15 protein-coding genes are annotated in these 18,830 nt (G+C 73.5%); 5 read left to right on the top strand and 10 right to left on the bottom strand.

What is annotated here, in order from left to right:
• Positions 1-28 precede the first annotated feature (28 nt).
• Positions 29-964 (top strand): hypothetical protein, encoded by a 936-nt coding sequence (locus ACSBPG_RS22835; protein ID WP_435539526.1) that lies wholly within the window; start codon positions 29-31, stop codon positions 962-964.
• Positions 965-1,107: 143 nt separating this feature from the next.
• Entirely contained in the window at positions 1,108-1,626 is a 519-nt protein-coding gene (locus ACSBPG_RS22830; RefSeq protein ID WP_435539525.1) for a hypothetical protein, read from the top strand.
• Positions 1,627-1,723: 97 nt separating this feature from the next.
• On the opposite strand, the gene ACSBPG_RS22825 is transcribed toward ACSBPG_RS22830, so the two are convergent.
• Entirely contained in the window at positions 1,724-2,509 is a 786-nt protein-coding gene (locus ACSBPG_RS22825; protein ID WP_435539524.1) for a LuxR C-terminal-related transcriptional regulator, read from the bottom strand.
• 448 nt (positions 2,510-2,957) lie between these two features.
• Here ACSBPG_RS22825 and ACSBPG_RS22820 point away from each other — a divergent pair, with 448 nt between their 5' ends.
• Positions 2,958-3,395, top strand: coding sequence for a MarR family transcriptional regulator (locus ACSBPG_RS22820; protein WP_435539523.1), 438 nt, complete (start codon positions 2,958-2,960; stop codon positions 3,393-3,395).
• 55 nt (positions 3,396-3,450) lie between these two features.
• Here the strand turns inward: ACSBPG_RS22820 and ACSBPG_RS22815 are convergent, their stop codons facing one another.
• From ACSBPG_RS22815 to ACSBPG_RS22800, 4 genes are all read right to left on the bottom strand, one after another.
• The gene (locus ACSBPG_RS22815) at positions 3,451-4,614 is read right to left on the bottom strand and encodes a zinc-dependent alcohol dehydrogenase (protein WP_435539522.1); all 1,164 of its coding nucleotides are present in this window, start codon (positions 4,612-4,614) and stop codon (positions 3,451-3,453) included.
• Positions 4,615-4,636: 22 nt separating this feature from the next.
• Positions 4,637-5,614, bottom strand: coding sequence for an SRPBCC family protein (locus tag ACSBPG_RS22810; RefSeq protein ID WP_435539521.1), 978 nt, complete (start codon positions 5,612-5,614; stop codon positions 4,637-4,639).
• A gap of 140 nt (positions 5,615-5,754) precedes the next feature.
• On the bottom strand, positions 5,755-7,236 hold the full coding sequence (locus tag ACSBPG_RS22805; protein WP_435539520.1) for an FAD-dependent oxidoreductase: 1,482 nt from the start codon (positions 7,234-7,236) through the stop codon (positions 5,755-5,757).
• Between the two features lie 79 nt (positions 7,237-7,315).
• Positions 7,316-7,852: a YbhB/YbcL family Raf kinase inhibitor-like protein gene (locus tag ACSBPG_RS22800; protein ID WP_435539519.1), complete on the bottom strand. Its 537-nt coding sequence runs from the start codon at positions 7,850-7,852 to the stop codon at positions 7,316-7,318.
• A gap of 93 nt (positions 7,853-7,945) precedes the next feature.
• Here ACSBPG_RS22800 and ACSBPG_RS22795 point away from each other — a divergent pair, with 93 nt between their 5' ends.
• Together ACSBPG_RS22795 and ACSBPG_RS22790 are read left to right on the top strand one after the other, a co-directional pair.
• The gene (locus ACSBPG_RS22795) at positions 7,946-8,812 is read left to right on the top strand and encodes a LysR substrate-binding domain-containing protein (protein WP_435539518.1); all 867 of its coding nucleotides are present in this window, start codon (positions 7,946-7,948) and stop codon (positions 8,810-8,812) included.
• A 52-nt stretch (positions 8,813-8,864) separates the two neighbouring features.
• On the top strand, positions 8,865-10,526 hold the full coding sequence (locus ACSBPG_RS22790) for an isovaleryl-CoA dehydrogenase (protein WP_435539517.1): 1,662 nt from the start codon (positions 8,865-8,867) through the stop codon (positions 10,524-10,526).
• 125 nt (positions 10,527-10,651) lie between these two features.
• On the opposite strand, the gene ACSBPG_RS22785 is transcribed toward ACSBPG_RS22790, so the two are convergent.
• The 5 genes from ACSBPG_RS22785 to ACSBPG_RS22765 form a co-directional block, all read right to left on the bottom strand.
• Entirely contained in the window at positions 10,652-10,888 is a 237-nt protein-coding gene (locus tag ACSBPG_RS22785) for a hypothetical protein (protein ID WP_435539516.1), read from the bottom strand.
• Between the two features lie 94 nt (positions 10,889-10,982).
• Positions 10,983-12,950: a methyl-accepting chemotaxis protein gene (locus ACSBPG_RS22780; RefSeq protein WP_435539515.1), complete on the bottom strand. Its 1,968-nt coding sequence runs from the start codon at positions 12,948-12,950 to the stop codon at positions 10,983-10,985.
• A gap of 223 nt (positions 12,951-13,173) precedes the next feature.
• On the bottom strand, positions 13,174-15,360 hold the full coding sequence (locus ACSBPG_RS22775) for a tetratricopeptide repeat protein (protein ID WP_435539514.1): 2,187 nt from the start codon (positions 15,358-15,360) through the stop codon (positions 13,174-13,176).
• Positions 15,361-15,491: 131 nt separating this feature from the next.
• Positions 15,492-17,501 carry a methyl-accepting chemotaxis protein gene (locus tag ACSBPG_RS22770; protein WP_435539513.1) on the bottom strand — a complete coding sequence of 670 codons (2,010 nt, stop codon included), beginning with the start codon at positions 17,499-17,501 and terminating at the stop codon, positions 15,492-15,494.
• Positions 17,502-17,699: 198 nt separating this feature from the next.
• The gene (locus ACSBPG_RS22765; RefSeq protein WP_435539512.1) at positions 17,700-18,827 is read right to left on the bottom strand and encodes an ABC transporter permease; all 1,128 of its coding nucleotides are present in this window, start codon (positions 18,825-18,827) and stop codon (positions 17,700-17,702) included.
• Between the last annotated feature and the right edge of the window lie 3 nt (positions 18,828-18,830).

Genomic DNA, 18,830 nt, shown 5'->3' with positions numbered 1-18,830 from the left:
GTATCAACCCTTAAGGGAGTTTGCGGTAATGCGTACGATCCTTCTCACCTCCGCCGCCGTCGCCGGCCTCGTTGCGCTCTCCGTGCCGGCGTCGGCCAACGACATCGTCCGCGAACTGCTCGACAACGGCCTCGTCGCCGGCGCGGACCAGATGGGCGAACTCTACACCAACATCCAGGGCGCCGTGGGCAACGAGCAGACGGCGAAGAACACCGCCAGCCTGGGCAAGCTCGAGAAGTACCTCGATCCCAACACCGGCAAGTACGTGTTCGGCTCGGTGTCGGCGGCCAACATCGGCAACTCGGTGTCCATCGAAGACACGACGCCGGATCCCAAGAGCATCACCAGCACCACGACCACCACGACCTCGGGCACCGTGACCTTCGCGCCCGGGACCACCGCTCCGGTGAGCGGCGCGACCACCTCGAACGGTGACGTGTGGGCGAACGTGACCGCCCTCGGCTTCCCGGTCAGCTCCGGCCCGTACAACCCGTCGGCCGTCGGCGTCAGCTACGACCTGTTCGTTCCGGCCGGCCAGAGCGTGTCCGGCGTCGCCGACCTGTCCGGCGTGACCGGCTCCTTCTCCGGCACCTCGACGGTCACCCAGGAGGGGGCCCTGGAGTTCGTGAAGGGCGACATCTACCTGAACGGCCAGATCGCCACCGGCAACACGCAGTATGCGGAGATGGCGGCGGTGGCGTGCGCCAACTGCGGCGGCACCTCGTTCCTCGAGAACGTGTCCATGACCGCGGCGAACATGGGCAACGCGATCTCCATCGACGACCTGTCGTCGGGCTATCGCGGCGAAGCCGGCGACCTGTACGTCAGCGGCCAGTATGCCGCCAACAACGTGCAGACGGCGATCGCCACGCCGACGGTCGGCAGCATGGTGGGCGGTGCCATCTCCGCCGCCAACATCGCCAACAGCATCTCCATCAAGGACGCGTGCGGCTCTTGCGAGTAAGCCGAGACGCGAGGCTCCCGGCGGCATGGGCCGCACGCCCGCGCCGCCGGGCAACTTGGTTCCGCTTGTCCTTGGCCGGGGTGAAAGCCCCGGCCTCCTTGTGTCCGAAGGGCACCGTTTGCGCCGTCACATCGGAGGTCGACATGCCGAGCACTTCATGGACTCTGGCTTTCGCCGCGTGCGCTCTGGCCCTGGCGAGTCCGGCGGCGGCGGACCCCGGAGCGGCCGCGCCGACGGACGCCATGATCCTCCACCACGAGGCCACGCGGACGCCGGATGGCGACGCCGCCGCGGTGGCCGTGCCGTCGATCCTGCACCAGGTCGCGCCGCTCACCCTGGAGGATCTCGGGGCCGACGTGTTCGCCGACACGATCGACCCCGGCGTCGTCACCCTGCGTCTCGTCCTGCCCCGCGAACCCATCGTGTCGGTCCTGCGGGTGGCGCCGGACGCCGCGGACGACGGTCCCAGCTCGCTGTCGCAGGCGGCGTTCGGCTGCCGGCTCGGCAGCGGCACCGCTTGCCGTTTCTTCGAGCAGGCCGTGTCCTCGGTGGCGCTGCCGCTGCCGGGCGCGGACGGGCGCGATGGCGGTCCTGCCGCGGAAACGCCCGAGGCGGGCGCCCCGCAGCGCGGCCCGGTCGGAGCGGACCGCTCCGGCCGGTGAACCAGGCGGGTCGCGGCCTGGCGGCGGAACGCCGACGGCCCGGCGCGCCGTCGCGCGACCGGGCCGTCCTTTGCGCACGCCCGTCCCGGGCGTTCCGTCACGACGCGCAGAGCGGCTCGCCGGGGCGCTGCAACTCCGGCTCGGCCGGGCCGGACGCATAGGACAGGGCCTGGCCGTCCATGGCGCGGGAGTCGGCGCGGCGGGCCGGGGCGTCCGCCGGTGCGTCCGGCATCCGGCGCTGGGTCGCGCCGGCGTCGTCCGCCCCGTACCCCAGATTCATCGCCCACACCGCGATCTGCGTCCGGTTGGCCGCGCCGATCTTGCGCATCAGCGTCTTCACGTAGAACTTGACGGTCGGCTCGCGGATGTTGAGGGCCAGGGCGATCGCCTTGTTGCTCGCGCCCATCACGATCAGGTCGAGGATCTGCTGCTCGCGGGCGCTGATCGAGCCGTGCAGTTCGGCCGGCACCGGGCGGGGGGGCAGCTGGGCCTCGGCCAGCAGATCGATCACCAGGCTGGGCACCACGACCTGTCCGGTCAGGACCAGGCGCAGCGACTGGACCAGCGCCTCCGTCGAAAGGTCGGAGCCGAGGGCCCCGTCCGCCCCGGTCTGGAGCAGGTGGACCACCGCCTGCCGGGACGGCCGATCCAGCAGGAACACGACGTACGCCGTCGGGAAGCGGGCCTTGATCGGCGCGACCGCGGCGTCGTCCTCGGTGTCGTGGATGTCGACGAGGATCAGATCGGGAGCATCGCGCCAGCGATCGATGCCTTTCGTCGTTTCCGCTTCCGCACAAATAAGAAACGTGCTGCCCAAAAGCGACTTGATACCTTCCCGAAGAAGCTTGCTCTCTGCGATCAGGCCAATTCTAATCTCCGGCATATCAACCTCCAGGAGGCAGGAAGCGGGCGATCTATTTCGCTCGATTGGTGTAACGTCCGATAAAATGAATGAGAAATTTACACCGGTCAAGGTATCAGAGGCAGGTATATGCGCCGGGCCGGTCTTGGATGATGGTATATAAAGGTGTCGCATTGGGAATTCTGCCCATAGGAATGGAGCCCGCCATCCGGAAGTATAATTATCGATATGTGCACGAACTCTATGAATGGCTGGTTTTATTGTTGGCCGACGTCGCGGCGTGGAGCGATCGTTCCGCCCCCGTCAGCGTTCGCGGCGACGGTCGGGGCGTCGCGCGGCGACCGGGCCCTCGAAGGAAGGGGCGGGGCGGCGACCGAAGGAGAGGCCGTCATCGCGGCCAATGTCCGAACGAAACCGCACCCGGCGTCGAACAAGCCTCTATATTGGAAGGGAAGATCCCCCGTCGGGCATGATGGTCATGAGGGACACCGCGCCAACGATCCACGCAGCGGCCGCCGAGCGACAGCGGTGCGGCCGGGACGCCGCTCTCCTGCTGGAAGAGTTCTCGGAGGCGAACGCCCGTTTCGAGCGCCTCAACAAGGGCGTCGTGATGCTGCTCGACCGGGCGGGGATCGGCGACATCAGCCCGCTGCAGCTGCTCCTCATCTACGCCCTCAGCCGGCAGCCGCTGCAGCCGAGCAAGATCACCAGCCTGCTGTTCAGCAACAACAAGACGCTGGCCTATCCGCTCAAGAAGCTGCAGACGCGCGGCTACGTCGATCGCAAGCCGCACAGCGCGGACGGGCGGGCCAGGCTGCTGCAGATCACCCGCAAGGGGCAGGCCGTGCTCCTGCGCCTGGGGATCGAACCGGGCCGGGAGGGCGGCGGCGGCGGCATGCCGGCGTGAGCGTCGCGGCGGCCGAGCGGCCCCGCGGTCGTCCGCGGGGCCGCCGGCGGCGCGCTCAGCACTTCAGCACCACCTTCATGCACTCGTCCTGCTTGCCGAGGAACAGCTCGTAGCCGCGCGGCGCGTCGTCGAGCGACAGGGAATGGGTGATGATGACGCCGGGGTCGATCTCGCCCTTTTGGATGCGCTCCAGCAGCGGCTTCATGTAGTGCTGGACGTGCGCCTGGCCGCCCCGCAGGGTCAGGCTGCGGTTCAGCAGCGAGCCCATCGGGAACTTGTCGATGAAGCCGCCGTAGACGCCGACCACCGACACGGTGCCGCCGTTGCGGCAGGACTGGATCGCCTCGCGCAGCGCGATCGGCCGGTCGGTCTCCATCATCAGCGCCTGCTTGGTGCGGTCGTAGGCGTAGCCGAGCCCGTGCGCCTCCATGCCGACGGCGTCGATGCAGGCGTCGGGGCCGCGCCCGCCGGTCATCTCCCGCAGCGCCTCCAGCACGCTGTCGACGTCCTCGTAGTCCAGGGTCTCCGCACCCGCCTGCTCGGCCATGCGCAGGCGGTAGGCGAAGCGGTCGATGGCGATGACCCGCTCGGCACCCAGGAGGAAGGCGCTGCGGATGGCGAACTGGCCGACCGGACCGCAGCCCCACACGGCGATGGTGTCGCCGCCTTTGATGTTGCAGTTCTCGGCGCCCATGTAGCCGGTGGGCAAGATGTCGGAGAGGAACAGCACCTGCTCGTCCGCCAGCCCGTCCGGCACCTTGAGCGGACCGACGTCGGCGTAGGGGACGCGGGCGTATTCCGCCTGCCCGCCGGCGTAGCCGCCCAGCAGGTGCGAATAGCCGAAGATGCCGGCCGGCGAGTGGCCCCACAGCTCCTCCGCCATCCAGGCGTTGGGGTTGGAGTTCTCGCACACCGAATAGAGATGGCTCTCGCAGCTCATGCAGTGGCCGCAGGCGATCGGGAAGGGCACCACCACGCGGTCGCCCACCTTGAGCGTCCTCACCTCGCGGCCGACCTCGACGACCTCGCCCATGAACTCGTGGCCGAGGATGTCGCCCCGCTCCATGGTCGGGATGAAGCCGTTGTAGAGGTGCAGGTCGGAACCGCAGATCGCCGTCGAGGTGATGCGGACGATGGCGTCGTGCGGGTTCATGATCTGCGGGTCGGGGACGCGCTCGACCCGCACGTCACGCTTGCCCATCCAGCAGGTGGCTTTCATCGGAATCTCCTCGGTCAGGGCGTTACAGGCCGCGGACGGGCTGCGGCGGCGGCAGGTGGCCGGCAGGCCGGGCGGGGTGGCGGATGCGGCCGGTCATGGCCTCGGACATGGTGACCTCGCCGGTCTCCAGGATCTGCTTCAGGACCCGCAGGTCGTCGCGGATCTCCTGGCCGGGCTCGCGGCCGAACAGGCGGGCCACGGCGGCGCCGATCATCCCGCCCGGCGGCTCGTACGACAGGGCGACCCGCACCACCGTGCCGCGCCCGCCGGTCGCCGGCGCGAAGCGCACCTCGCCGTGGCTGTCCACATCGGCGCCGGGCAGGGACCGCCAGGCGATGCGCTCGTTCGGCCGGTCTTCGGTGACTTCCGCCTCCCATTCCACGCGCATCCCCAGGGGACCCTCGGCGCACCAGCGCGAGCGGTCGTCGCCGGTCGGCTCGACCGCGACGAGGTGGCTCATGAAGCGCGACAGGTTCTTCAGGTCGCGCCAGAAGGCGTAGACCTCCTCGCGCGGGCGGTTCACCGTGACCGAGGCGGCCGCGTGCACGGTGCCGTGGCCGGCCCACCCGCCGGCGCGTCCATCGGCGGCGTCGCTCTCCTGGCGGGCGCACAGCACGTCGAGGGCCATCACGCCGAGCACCGCCGCCCCGGCGGCCGCCAGCCGCTCGGGCTGCGCCCCGCTGGCCCGCGACGCCCCGGCGAGGGCGGCCAAGTCCATCGCGTCGCCGGCGACGCGCGCCCACAGCCAGCCCGCCGGCCGGTCCTGCATCAGCACGCCGACGCCGCAGGCGATCTCGCGCAGGCCGAAGGTGCGCATGGCCCGCTCGCTCAGCTCGTCGTCGGCCATGCCGACCAGCCGCGCCATCGCCCGTGGTGCGGCGACCTGCGACGCGCCCAGGCCGATGCTGAACCAGCCGAGGAACGACGCCAGCGACGCGCGGCCCGACGCGCCGTCGTGCCCGTTCCCCGTTCGGTGTGCCTCGTGGTGCAAGGCGGTCATCGTCGCTCTCCCTCCCGCGTCGTCGATGGGGCGTTGATGGGCGGATCCCGTTCGGGACCCGATGCGGGCAACAGGGCGAGCGCGTCCGGCTCGCGCCGCGCATCGGCTATACCCCGAAGTGGGTGGCGTCGGCCGGCCGGTCACGGCAGCTTGTGGGCCTTCAGGTCGCCGACCGCCGGGCCGTGCAGCACCCGCCCGTCGGCGGCGAAGACGGAGCCGTGGCAGTGGCAGTCCCAGGTGCGCTCGGCCGGGTTCCAGGCGACGGGGCAGCCGAGATGCGTGCACGTGGCCGACAGGGCGTGGGACACGCCGGCCTCGTCCTTCCACACCGCCACCTTCTCCTCGCCCGCGTCGAACACCGCCCCGTCGCCCGGCGCCAGGTCGGCGGGGGAGCGCGGGGGGCGGCCGGCGTCGTCGTGATGGGCGTGCCCGCCGCCGGCGACCTCGGCCGGTTCGCGGGTGGCGTCGAACAGCTCGGCCCAGGGATTGGCGCGCCCGGTGAGGGCGTCGCCCAGGATGCGCCCGGCGGCGGCGCCGTTGGTGAAGCCCCAGGCGCCGAAGCCGGTGGCCACCCACAGGTGGCGGCTGTCCTTCGCTGCCCGGCCGACGAAGGGCAGGCGGTCCTGGCTGTCGTAGTCCTCGTTGCCCCAGTGGTGGCTGACCGGGCCGATCGGGAAATGGGCGCGGGCGAAGCTCTCGATCTCGCGCACCCGGGCGATGGTGTTGCCGCCGTGGCCGGTGGCGTAGCTGGGGCCGGCGACCACCAGGGTGCGGCCGCCGTCGGCGCCGCGGATGGAATGGGTCGGCGCGTCGAGGCCGAGGAACATGCCGTCCGGCGCCCGGCCCCGCTCCAGCGGGGCGGCGATCACCAGATGGGCGCGCGGGGTGGTCTTCTTGTGGAACGCGCCGTCGGGCACCACCGGCAGATGCGAGGCGACGACGACGTCGGCCGCCTTCACCGTGAAGCCGCCGGCCGTCACCGCGCAGGGCTCGCCGTCCAGCACCGCGGTGACGCGGGTGTCCTCGAAGACGGCGCTGCCGCCGCCGTCCACCTCCGCGGCGAGATGGGCGAGGTAGGGACAGGGGTCGAACTGCGCCTGGTCGGCGAAGCGCAGGGCGGCGACCGCGGGGACGGGCAGGGGGACGTCGCGCACCAGCTCCGCCGGCAGGCCGGCGCGCCGCGCCGCGTCGGCCTCCGCCGCCAGCCGCTCCACCGTCTCCGCGCGGGCGGTGAAGAGATGGGCGGCCTTGCGCTCGAAGCCGCAGGCGATGCGGTGCCTGTGCACGTGGTCGGCGATCTCGGCGAGGCCGGCGGCCTGGGCGTCGGCGTAGAGGCGGGCGGCGTGACGGCCCAGCCGCCGCTCCAGGTCGTGGTAGATCAGCCCGTGCTGGGCCGTCACCTTGGCGGTGGAGCGGCCGGTCACCTGGCCGCCGACCCGCAGCATCTCGATCACCGCCACGCGCCGGCCCGCGCGCTTCAGCCGCAGCGCGGCGCTCAGCCCGGCGATGCCGGCGCCGACCACGACGACGTCGAACTCGCGGTCGCCGCGCAGGGCCGGGAAGCGGCGGGCCGCCAGGCGGTCGACCCAGAGGGACAGGGGCTTGCCGGGGAGAAGGTCCATGGAAAGGCTCCATGCCGTGGGGGCGGGTGTCGCTCCTCCCCAACAGCCGCGCGACCGCAACCGGCACGCCCGGCGTCGGTCAGCGCCGGTGGCGCGCCGTCACCTCCGCCTTGGCCAGGGCGTGCCGGTTCAGGAAGAAGCCGACCATGGCGCCTGCGGCCCCGCCGTCCAGCGGCAGGGCCGGCGTGTCGAGGGCCCAGACGGTGACGACGTAGCGGTGCGGCGGATCGCCCGGCGGCGGGCAGGCGCCGCCGTAGCCGGCCGTGCCGAAGTCGGTGCGGCCCTGCACGGCGCCCTCGGGCAGCGGGCCGCCGCCCTCGGGCAGGCCGCGCAGGCCGGGCGGCAGGTTGAACAGAGTCCAGTGCCACCAGCCGCTGCCGGTCGGGGCGTCGGGATCGTAGACGGTCACCGCCAGGCTGCGCGTGCCCGCCGGCGGCTCGCTCCAGGTGAGCGCCGGCGACCGGTTGCCGCCGCGGCAGCCGAACCCGTCGAGGACCTGGGCGTCGGGCAGGGTGCCGTCCGGCGCGAGGCCGGGCGCGGCGACCCGGAAGGAGCCCGCCGCGGCCGGGCCGGCGACGGCCGCCGCCAGGACCAGGATGAAAGCAGCTTTTCTCATGATTGTCCTTTCCCACTTCGCTCGTCCGGGCGACTGTAGGCCGGGTCGAGGCGGAACACTGCTGAGGATGTCTCATCGATGGGAGAGCCGGGCATGACGGCGTCGCTGCGCGCGGTCCAGGCGTTCTGCGCCGTCGCGCGCTGCGGCTCCATGGTCGAGGCGGCGGTGGCGCTGGGCGTCACGCCGTCGGCCCTGTCGCACCTCGTGCGCGGGCTGGAGGCGCGGCTGGGCGTGCCGCTGTTCGAGCGGGCCGGGCGCGGCATGGCCCTCAACGAGGACGGCCGGACCCTGCTGGCGGCGGTCGGCCCGGCCATGGCGACGGTGGAGGAGGCGCTGGCCGCCTTCGTCCGCCGCCGCGTCGAGCTGCGGATCAGCACCCTCTCGACCTTCGCCACGCGCTGGCTGATCCCCCGCCTGGCGCGCTTCCAGGAGCGCCATCCCGACGTCGAGCTGCTGGTGTCGACCTCGACGCGGGTGGTCGACTTCGCGCGGGAATCCTTCGACTGCGCCATCCGCTGGGGCGAGGGCGGCTGGCCGGGGGTGGCGTGCGCGCGGCTCTACGACGAGGAGCTGGTGCCGGCGTGCAGCCCGGCGCTGACCGCGCGCGGCGGCCTGCGCCGGCCGGCCGAACTCGCCGGCGCCCGCATGCTGCACGCCCGCAGCCGGCGCGACGACTGGCGGCGCTGGCTGGCGGCGGCCGGGGTGGAGGGGGTCGACACCGAGGCGGGGCCGGTGTTCGACACGCGCAACCTGGTGATCCAGGCGGCCATCGGCCAGATGGGCGTCGCCGTCGTGGATCCCCGCTTCATCGCGGCGGAGCTGGCGGCCGGGCAGCTCGTGCTGCCCTTCGGCCCGGCGGTGCCGCTGCCGACGGGGTACTGGCTGGCGTGGCCGCCCGGGCGTGGAACCGGGCGCCCGCTGGCGGCGTTCCGCGCCTGGCTGGCCGAGGAGCTGACCTGACGCGCCGCCCGCAGGGTGCTATCCTCGGCCGGCGATCACGGGGAGGACGAGCATGGCCCACCGCGCGCCGACCACGGATCTGCCCACCCATGCCGTGACCAACCAGCCGCCGGAGTACGCGCCGCGCGACCTCTGGAGCGGCGACCCGGCGCTGGCCGAGGCGGTGCGCCGCGAGGGGGCGGCGTGGGCCGAGCCGGCTCTGGCGGCGCTCGGCGTCGAAGCCGGCGGCGAGCGGGCGATGCAGCTGGGCGAGCTGGCCAACCGCCACCCCCCGGTGCTGACGGCCTTCGACCGCGTCGGCCGCCGCGTCGACGAGGTGGAGTTCCACCCCGCCTACCACGAGCTGATGGGGCTGGCGATCGGCCGCGGCATCCATTCCGTCGCCTGGACCGCGGATCGGCCGGGCGGCCATGTGGCGCACGCCGCCCTGGGCTATCTGCTGACCCAGGCGGAGGCCGGGGTGCTGTGCCCGGTCGCCATGACCTACGCCGCCGTGCCGGCGCTGCGCCACCAGCCGGAGGTGGCGGCGGAATGGCTGCCGCGCATCCTGTCGGAGCGCTACGACCCGCGCGCCGTGCCGGCCCCGGAGAAGGCGGGCGCGACCGTCGGCATGGCGATGACGGAGAAGCAGGGCGGCTCCGACGTGCGCGCCAACGCCACCGAGGCTCGGCCGCTCGGCGCCGCCGGCCCGGGGCGCGAGTACGCCCTGCGCGGCCACAAATGGTTCTGCTCGGCGCCGATGTCCGACGCCTTCCTGACCCTGGCCCGGGCGCCGGGCGGCCTGTCCTGCTTCCTGGTGCCGCGCTGGCGCCCCGACGGCACGCGCAACGCGCTGCGCCTGCAGCGCCTCAAGGACAAGCTGGGCAACCGTTCCAACGCGTCGGCCGAGATCGAGTACGACGGCGCCCTGGCGGTCCTGGTGGGGGAGGAGGGGCGCGGTGTGCCCACCATCATCGACATGGTCCACCACACCCGGCTGGACTGCGGCTTCGCCGCCGCCGGGCTGATGCGCGCCGCGCTGTCGCGCGCGCTGCACCACGCGGCGCACCGCGCCGCCTTCGGCCGGCCGCTGATCGCCCAGCCGCTGATGCGCGCCGTGCTGGCCGACCTGGCGCTGGAGAGCGAGGCGGCCGTCGCCCTGGTGCTGCGGGTGGCGCGCGCCTTCGACGCCGACGGCGCGCATGACCGCGCCTTCGCCCGCCTCGCCGTGGCGGCCGCCAAGTACTGGGTCACCAAGCGCTGCCCGCCGCTGGTCTGCGAGGCGCTGGAGTGCCACGGCGGCAACGGCTACGTGGAGGATGGCGGGATGCCGCGGCTCTACCGCGAGGCGCCCCTGAACGCGATCTGGGAGGGGTCGGGCAACGTCATCTGCCTCGACGTCCTGCGCACGCTGCAGAAGGAGCCGACGGCGCTGGCCGCGCTCGAGGCGGAGCTGGCGGCCGCCCGCGGCCTCGACGGCCGGCTCGACGCCTGGGTGGCGGCGACGCGGGCGCTGCTGGACGACCCCACGTTCCTGGAGGTGCGGGCCCGCCGCCTGGTGGAGCGGCTGGCGCTCGCCCTGCAGGCCGGGCTGCTGCTGCGCCACGCCCCGGCCGCGGTGGCCGAGGCGTTCTGCGCGTCCCGCCTCGGCGGCGACTGGGGGCACGCGTTCGGCACGCTGCCCCCGCACGTCGACACCGAGGCCATCCTCGCCCGCGCGGCGGGCGAGGGCTGAGCGTCCGGCCGCTTGGAGCGGGATCACTCCAGGTGGAATCCCCTGGAGTGTGAATCCCGCTCTAAATTCAAACCTTTAGAGCAAGATTCACGCTTTTGGCCGGATCGGCCAAAAGCGATCTTGCTCTAGCGCCGCGCGTCGTTCGCCGCGTCCTCGATGGCCTCGCCGGCGTCCTGCATGGCGTCGCCGAGGCCATCGGCGGCGTTGTCGGTGGCGTCGCCGACGTTCTCCCCCGCGTTGTCGATGCTGCGGCCGATCTCCTCGCCCGCCTGCTCGGCGGGGCCCTCGTTGTCGCAGGCGGCGACGACGGGGAGAGCGAACAGCAGGCAGGCGAGGGTGAGGGCACGGGTGCGCTGGGTCATGGGTCGGGCTCTATGTTGTTTCCACTGCCATGAAGAACGCGGCAGCCACCCGTTTGTGCCCGCGCCGCCGCGCCGCCGCGGCGGCCCTTTCGGTCTACGCCGCTTTCACCGCCGCGAGGAAGCGGCCGACCTCGGCGGTCAGCGAGGCCGACTGGCTCTCGACCCCGCCGGCGGCGGCCAGCACCTGGCCGGCCGACGTCCCCGTCTCGGCGGCCGCCCGGCGGACCTCGCCGATGGTGTCGGTGACCTGCTGGGTGCCGTGGGCCGCCTGCTGGATGTTGCGGGCGATCTCCTGGGTGGCGGCCCCCTGCTCCTCCACCGCCGCGGCGATGGCGGCGGCGATGTCGTTGATCCGGGCGATGGTGCCGGTGATCCCGCGGATCGCCGCGACGGCGTTGCCGGAGGCCGTCTGCACCTGCTGGATCTGGCCGGAGATCTCCTCGGTGGCGCGGCCGGTCTGGGTGGCCAGGGCCTTGACCTCGCTGGCCACCACGGCGAAGCCCTTGCCGGCCTCGCCGGCGCGCGCCGCCTCGATGGTGGCGTTGAGCGCCAGCAGGTTGGTCTGGCTGGCGATGTCGTTGATCAGGCTGACGACGTCGCCGATGCGCGCGGTGGCGCCGGACAGGGATTCGACGATGGCGTTGGTGCGCTCCGCCTCGGCCTCGGCCTCGCCGGAGATGCGCGCGCTCTCGGCCACCCGGCGGGAGATCTCGGCGATCGAGCTCGACAGCTCCTCGGCCGCCGTCGCCACGGTCTGCACGTTGGCCGAGGCCTGCTCGGCGGCGCCGGCGACGGTGACCGCCTGACCGCTGGTGCGGTCGGACAGCGCCGACATGGACTGCGCCGCCCCCTTCATCTGCGCGCTGGCCGAGCCGAGCTGCGCCACCAGCCCGTGGACGCTGCCCTGGAAGTCGGCCATCAGCCGCTCCAGGGCGGCGGCGCGGCGCTCGCGGGCGGTCCGCTCGGCCGCCTGCTCCGCCTCCAGGCGCCGCCGTTCCAGGCCGTTGGCCTTGAACACCTCGACGGCGCGGGCCATGGCGCCGATCTCGTCGCGACGGCCGGTGTGGGGGACGGCGACGTCGAGGGTGCCGGCGGCGAGGGCGTCCATCGCCCCGGTGACGCCCTGGATCGGCCGGGTGAGCGAGCGGGCGACGATGAACGCCGCGCCGCCGCCCAGCAGCAGCGCGGCCAAGCCGAGGGCGGTCAGGGTGACCTGGGCGCGGCGGTTGGCCTGTTCGGCGGCGGGGCCCAGCGTCCTCTGCTCCTCGCGCAGGGACTCGCGGATCTCCTCGCCGAGCGCGCCGACGCGCGCGCCGCTCGGCTCGAGCGTGCCGGAGACCAGGGACTGCACCTCGCGCAGCGCACGCACCCGCTCGGCGAAGCCGGCGCGGTAGCGGGCCAGCGCGGCCTCCGCGTCGGCGACGGCGGCGCGGCGCGGCGGATCGGCGACCACAGCGCGCAGGTCGGCCAGCGCCGCGGCGACCGCGTCGAGGTCTTTTTCCACCGCCGCGGCGGAGGCGTCGTCGCGGCGGATCTGGTAGCGGAAGACGCCCATGCGCGCCGACAGCAGCGACCGCAGGGCCTCGCCGGCGCGATGGGCGGCCTCGTCGCGGCCGGCGGCGTCCTTGACCGTGGCGAGGGCGCGCTCGACGACCGGCGCGCTGGGACGCAGCTTCTCGGCGGCGATCGCCTCCGAGGCGGCGGTGAGCGCGCCGATCCGTTCGAAGGCGTCGGCGAAGACGGCGACCGTGCGCTCCATCTCCGCCAGGCGGGCCCGCCGGCCGGCATCGCCGAACTGGCGGTCGGCGCTGGCGAGGCTGGTGCGGATGGCGGCGAGCGCCGCGCCGACCCGCTCGGCGTCCGTGCGGTCGGCGCTCAGCAGGAAGTCCTTGGCGGCCATGCGTGCCCCGGCGATCTCGATCTGGATGGTGCCGGCGAGACTGCTGTCGCGCGCCGTGTCCCGGTACCCGTCGAAGTTGCCGGCGGCCGTCGTCAGCGCGGCGAGGCCGCCGCCCAGCATGGCGAGCAGGAGCAGAACCAGCACGCCCTGACTCAGAAACACCCGATGTGCAACCTTGAATCGATCGATCCCCGCCATCGTCCTTTCCCACTGTCTATGGATTCCCCGCAAAGCCCAACCAAAGAGATTGGACCTTTCGTCATAGGAATCACTTTTAAGTGTAAAGCGTGGGTTAAGACGGGAAACAATGTTACGGCGCTGCGACGCAACATGTCGCGCCGCTTGGGCGGCCGGGACGGTGATCTCTGCCTAAGCGGACCTCTGCTTAAGCGGACCGGCGCCGGCGGCGCCACAACGCCCGGAAGGCGCCCTCGTAGGCGCGGGCGAGGGCCGGCACGTCGCCGAGCGGCGAGGCGGCGACCTGCGCCCGCAGCCCGGCGCGCCGGACGGCCAGCGCCGCGGCGTCCCCGGCCAGCGCCACCGCCTTGGCGACGAAGGCGTCGGCGTCGCCGGCGATCAGGTCGGCCAGGCCGGCGTTGGCCAGCATCGCCTCGCCGACCCGGGCGACGCCCAGCTCGTGCGGGCGGGCGGCCAGCACGAGCACGGGAACGCCCATCCACAGGGCCTCGCAGGTCGTGGTGTGGCCGTTGTAGGGAAAGGAATCCAGCGCGATGTCGACGTCGCCGTAGTCGGCGAGATGGGCGCGCAGGCCGGCGGGCGGCGGGCGCAGCTCCAGCCGGTCGGCGACGCCGAGCCGCCCGAACAGGCCGGCGACCCGGGCCCGCGTGTCGGGATCGCGCATCGCCATGTACTTCATGAGGAGGCGCGCCCCCGGCACCGCGTGCAGCACCCGCGCCCACAGGGCCGCCGTCTCCTCGGTCAGCTTGCTCAGGTTGTTGAAGGAGCCGAAGGTGACGAAGCCGTTGCGCAGCGCCGGCGGCGGTGCCACCTCCGGCGCTTCGGGCGGGCCCCGGTACGCCCAGGAGAAGCGCGGCAGCCGCAGGAGCGGTTCGGCGTAATGCGCCTCCTCCCCCGGCGGGGCGAGGAAGCGGTCGGTGATGCAGGCGTCGAAGCGGTCGAGTCCGGTGGTGACGACGTTGACCGCGGTGGTCGCCTGCACCGGGGCCGGACGCCGCGCGAAAACGCCCAGCCGGTTGCCCGCGGTGTGGGAGCCGAGGTCGACGAGGACGTCGACGCCGTCGTGGCGCACCTGGCGGGCCAGCTCCTCGTCGTCCAGCCCGGCGGCGTCGCGCCAGCGGTCGGCCAGGGCGCGGAACCGCAGGGTCGTCGCGTCCGGCGCGGTGACGGTCGAATAGAGGACCAGCTCCAGCACCGTACGGTCGAAGGCGCCGAACAGCGGCTCCAGGTAGAACGCGAAGGCGTGGTTGCGGAAGTCGCCGGACACGAAGCCGACGCGCAGCCGCCGCCCCGGGTCCTCCAGCGTGTCCGCCGGCGTGTCCGGCGGCGGCAGCGGCTCCGGCGTGGCGAAGCGAGCCGCCCACCGCCGCGACTCCGCCAGCAGCCCGGCGCCGTCCTGACCGGTGCGGTAGAGCAGGGTGCAGAGATAGCGGCTGTGGAGCTCCCGGTCGTCCGGCCGCAGCGCCAGGGCGCGGCGCAGCAGCGCGACGGCCGCCTCCACCCGGCCGCCGGCCGCGGCGGCGCCGGCCAGGTTGCTGAGGGCGCCGGCGTGCGCCGGGTCGAGGGCGAGGGCGCGGCGGCAGGCCGCCGCCGCCATCCCGTGCTGGCCGAGCCGGTCGTAGGCGGCGGCGGCGTTCACCCGGGCGGCGACGTCCTCGGGCTGCAGGGCCAGCGCCCGCCGGCAGGCGCGCACGCCCTCGCCCGGCCGGCCGGTGTCCTGCCGCAGCCCGCCGAGGTTGACCCAGGCGTCCGCGTGGTCGGGACGCAGCGCCAGCGCGCGCTGCAGGTGCCCCTCCGCCGCCGCCCGGTCGCCGGCGGCGTGGGCGGCGTGGGCGGCGTCGAACCGCAGGTCGGCCTCGTCGGGGCGCAGGCCCACCGCGCGCCGCAGCACCGCCGCCGCCGCGGCCCGCCGTCCCGCGTCCCGCTCCGCGAGGCCGCGCCGGTGCAGCAGCAGCGCCGCGCGGCCGGCGCTCGCCGCGTCGTCCGGGTCGAGCCGCGCCGCCCGCTCCAGGGCGGCGACCGCGGCGCCGTCGTCGCCGTGCTGGTGCAGGACGATGCCCAGCCCGCCCCAGCACGCCGCGCCGGCCGGCGCGAGCGCCAGGGCGCGGCGGTAGGCGGCGGCGGCCGGCGCCGGCCGGCCGGCGGCGGCCAGCGCGTTGCCGAGGTTGGACGGGTAGTCGGCGGTGTCCGGCCGCAACGCCATCGCCTCGCCGATCAGCGCCGCCGCCCGGTCCGGCCGGCCGGTCTGGCCGGCCAGCACGCCCAGCAGGTGCAGCGCGTCGGGCTGGCGCGGCTCCGCGTCGAGGATCCGGCCGTAGAGGATCTCGGCCTCCGCCAGCCGGCCGGCCAGATGATGCTCCAGCGCCAGGCTCAAGGCTTCCGCGATGGTCGCCAGGGCCTTCCTCCCTCCATGCCCGTGGGGGCCGCGGTGCGCGGCCCCCGGTTGCCGGGTTTTCGCCCGGCGCGGGCGCCGTGGCAAGCCCCTCGGCCGCCCGGCGCCCGGGTTCAGGCGGCCTTCACCGCCTCGAGGAAGCGGCCGACCTCGGCGGTCAGCGAGGCCGACTGGCTCTCGACCCCGCCGGCGGCGGCCAGCACCTGGCCGGCGGCGGCGCCGGTTTCCGCCGCCGCCTGACGGACGCCGACGATGGTGGTGCTGACCTCCTGGGTGCCGTGGGCCGCCTGCTGGACGTTGCGGGCGATCTCCTGGGTGGCCGCCCCCTGCTCCTCCACCGCCGAGGCGATGGCGGTGGCGATGTCGTTGATCCGGGCGATGGTGTGGGCGATGGTGCGGATCGCCGTCACCGCCTGCCCCGCCGCTTCCTGCACCTGCTGGATCTGGCCGGAGATCTCCTCGGTGGCGCGGCCGGTCTGGGTGGCCAGAGCCTTGACCTCGCTGGCCACCACGGCGAAGCCCTTGCCGGCCTCGCCGGCGCGCGCCGCCTCGATGGTGGCGTTGAGCGCCAGCAGGTTGGTCTGGCTGGCGATGTCGTTGATCAGGCTGACGACGTCGCCGATGCGCGCGGTGGCGCCGGACAGGGATTCGACGATGGCGTTGGTGCGCTCCGCCTCGGCCTCGGCCTCGCCGGAGATGCGCGCGCTCTCGGCCACCCGGCGGGAGATCTCGGCGATCGAGCTCGACAGCTCTTCGGCCGCCGTCGCCACGGTCTGCACGTTGGCCGAGGCCTCCTCGGCGGCGCCGGCGACGGCGACCGCCTGCTGGTTGGTCTGCGCCGAGAGCGCCGACATGGATTGCGCCGCCCCCTTCATCTGCACGCTGGCGGAGCCGAGCTGCGCCACCATGCCCTGCACCTCGGCCTCGAAGTCGGCCATCAGCCGCTCCAGGGCGGCGGCGCGGCGCTCGCGGGCGGTCCGCTCGGCCGCCTGCTCCGCCTCCAGGCGCTGCCGCTCCAGGGCGTTGGCCTTGAACACCTCGACGGTGCGGGCCATGGCGCCGATCTCGTCCCGGTGGTCGAGATGGGGCACCGTGGCGTCCAGGTCGCCGTCGGCCAGGGTGCGCATCGCCGTGGTGATGGCCGTCAGGGGGCGGGTGATGGACCGCGCCACCATGAGCGACGCGCCGATGCCGATGAGCAGAGCCAGCACCCCGAGCGCCAGCTGGACGGCCTCGGCCCGGCCGATCGCCGCGGTCGCCGCCGGGCCGATGGTGTCCTGCGTCGCCTTCAGGTCGGTGCGGATCGTGCGCGCCAGTTCGGTGATGCGGGCACCGGCCGGACCGAGGGTCTTCGACACCAGGGTCTCCATCGCCTTGAGGGCGTCGGCCTTCTCGGCGAAACCGGCGCGGTAGGTGGCGAAGGTGTCGGCGATCTCGGCCAGCGCCTTGCCCCGCTCGGGGTCGGTCAACGCCTGGCGGAGCTGGTCCAGCACCATGGCGAAGGCGGTGAACTCGCTCTCCACCCGCGCGGCCGTCGCGTCGTCGCGCCGGGTGTCGAAGCGCAAGGAGTACATCCGGGCGAGCATCAGCGCCCGCAGACCGAGGCCGGCGCGGTAGGCGACCGTCGCGTCGCCGTCGCGGTTGGCCGCGTCCATGATCCGCGTGAGGGCCTGCTCGAGCCACGGCCCGTTGATGTCGAGACGGTCGGCGGCGACGGCCCGGGCGCGGTCGTTGGCGGCGACGACCCGGCCGAAGGTGTCGGCGTAGGTCGCCAGGGTCTGGCTCGTCTCGGCGAGCAGGCGGCGCCGGTCGGCGTCGTGGAATTCCCGGTCGGCGGTGTCCAGCAGTCCGCGCACCGCGGCGATCCGCTCGGCCACCCGGTCGGCGTCGGTCTTTTGTCCGGTGAGGAGGAAGTCCTTCGCCGCCAGCCGCGCCGCGGCGATCTCGATGTCGACGCTGCTGGCGAGGTTCGAGTCGCGGGCGGTGGCGCGGTAGCTCGTGAACTGGTCGCCCACGGTCATCAGCGCAAGCATCCCGCTGCCGGCGAGGGCGAGCAGCAGCAGCAGCAGCAAGCCCTGGCCCAGCACCACCCGCTGCGCCACCTTCAGTCGATCGCTTCGCATGACGGCCCCCGTCCGTTCCGTTCTTTGCCGCGTGTGCGGCCCTTTGAAAATCCGGTATGGGTGTTGGTGAATAGCACTCATCCGCTGAATTTGTTATGACATAAATCAACCCATCGAATACTGAATAATTCGCATTTTGCAGTGCAAGTTGCAGGAAAAGGACAACGCCTCAGCGAAGCGTGTTCTTCTTGGGCGGCCTCATCCCTGCGCGCTGGCGAGCATCGTCCGGAAGCGCGCCAGGGCCGCCGCCAGGAAGACGCCGCCGAGGGCGGCGAGGACGAGGAGCTGGGGCCACACCACGTCGAGTCCGGCGGCGCGGTAGAGGACGGCCTGGGCGAGCTTCACGAAGTGCACGGTGGGCGAGGCCTGGATCGCCGCCTGCAGGACCCCCGGCATGCTCTCGAGCGGCGTCGAGGCGCCGGAGAGCAGGTTGAGGACGAGGAACACCGGGATCGCCAGCAGCGCGAACTGCGGCATGGAGCGGGCGACCGTCGCCAGCAGGATGCCAAGCGACGTGGTGGCGAACAGATAGACCGCGGCCCCGGCCAGGAACAGGGCGAGCGACCCCTCGATGGGCACCCCCAGCACGCCCTGCACCATCACCCGCACCGACAGGCCCGCCGCCGCCAGGATGACCAGGCCGTTCGCCCAGATCTTGGCGGCGGCGATCTCGGCGGGGCGCACCGGCATGACCAGCAGATGCTCGATGGTGCCGTGCTCGCGCTCGCGGATGACGGCGGCGCCCACCAGCAGCACCGACAGGATGGTGATGTGGTCCATCACCGCCATGATCGACTGGAACCACACCCGCTCGAGGTTCGGGTTGAAGTAGGCCCGCGCCACCGGCGCCACCGGCAGGGCGGCGGCGCCGCGCTCCTGGAGGAAGGCGGCGGCCTCGTCCTGCACGATGGACTGGATGTAGGCGCCGCCGACGCCGGCCTGGGTCATCGCCGTGGCGTCGATGGCGAGCTGGAGCGCCGGCCGGCGGCCGCGCAGCGTGTCGGCCTCGAACCCCGGCGGGATGTCGAGGACGAAGGTGAAGGCGCCGCGGTCCATCAGCCCGTCCACGGCGGCGCGGTCGACCACCACGGGGGTGCGGAAGTAGGGCGCGAGCAGGGCGTCGCGCAGGCGTCCCGAGAGCACCGAGCGGTCGCCGTCGACGACGGCGACGGTGGCGTCGCTGACGTCGGTCTTGACGCCGGTGGAGATGGTGTAGACCGACACGGTGAAGACGTAGAGGATCAGCACCACCAGCGCGCGGTCGGCGGCGAGGCTGGCCAGCTCCTTGAGGCCGAGGCGGAAGACGGTGGCGAGCGACCGGCCCATGAC

The sequence above is a fragment of the Azospirillum sp. ST 5-10 genome (assembly GCF_051225715.1).
Lineage (GTDB): Bacteria > Pseudomonadota > Alphaproteobacteria > Azospirillales > Azospirillaceae > Azospirillum.
Note: the sequence above shows the minus strand (reverse complement) of the source record. Positions and strands in the feature narration are given on the sequence as shown.

Coding starts and splice junctions, on each gene's coding strand:
- ACSBPG_RS22815 (WP_435539522.1), bottom strand. CDS start 4,614: ATGAAAGCCACCTGCTGGATGGGCAAGCGTGACGTGCGGGTCGAGCGC.
- ACSBPG_RS22835 (WP_435539526.1), top strand. CDS start 29: ATGCGTACGATCCTTCTCACCTCCGCCGCCGTCGCCGGCCTCGTTGCG.
- ACSBPG_RS22800 (WP_435539519.1), bottom strand. CDS start 7,852: ATGAGAAAAGCTGCTTTCATCCTGGTCCTGGCGGCGGCCGTCGCCGGC.
- ACSBPG_RS22830 (WP_435539525.1), top strand. CDS start 1,108: ATGCCGAGCACTTCATGGACTCTGGCTTTCGCCGCGTGCGCTCTGGCC.
- ACSBPG_RS22825 (WP_435539524.1), bottom strand. CDS start 2,509: ATGCCGGAGATTAGAATTGGCCTGATCGCAGAGAGCAAGCTTCTTCGG.
- ACSBPG_RS22795 (WP_435539518.1), top strand. CDS start 7,946: ATGACGGCGTCGCTGCGCGCGGTCCAGGCGTTCTGCGCCGTCGCGCGC.
- ACSBPG_RS22805 (WP_435539520.1), bottom strand. CDS start 7,236: ATGGACCTTCTCCCCGGCAAGCCCCTGTCCCTCTGGGTCGACCGCCTG.
- ACSBPG_RS22785 (WP_435539516.1), bottom strand. CDS start 10,888: ATGACCCAGCGCACCCGTGCCCTCACCCTCGCCTGCCTGCTGTTCGCT.
- ACSBPG_RS22770 (WP_435539513.1), bottom strand. CDS start 17,501: ATGCGAAGCGATCGACTGAAGGTGGCGCAGCGGGTGGTGCTGGGCCAG.
- ACSBPG_RS22765 (WP_435539512.1), bottom strand. CDS start 18,827: ATGGGCCGGTCGCTCGCCACCGTCTTCCGCCTCGGCCTCAAGGAGCTG.
- ACSBPG_RS22810 (WP_435539521.1), bottom strand. CDS start 5,614: ATGACCGCCTTGCACCACGAGGCACACCGAACGGGGAACGGGCACGAC.
- ACSBPG_RS22790 (WP_435539517.1), top strand. CDS start 8,865: ATGGCCCACCGCGCGCCGACCACGGATCTGCCCACCCATGCCGTGACC.
- ACSBPG_RS22820 (WP_435539523.1), top strand. CDS start 2,958: ATGATGGTCATGAGGGACACCGCGCCAACGATCCACGCAGCGGCCGCC.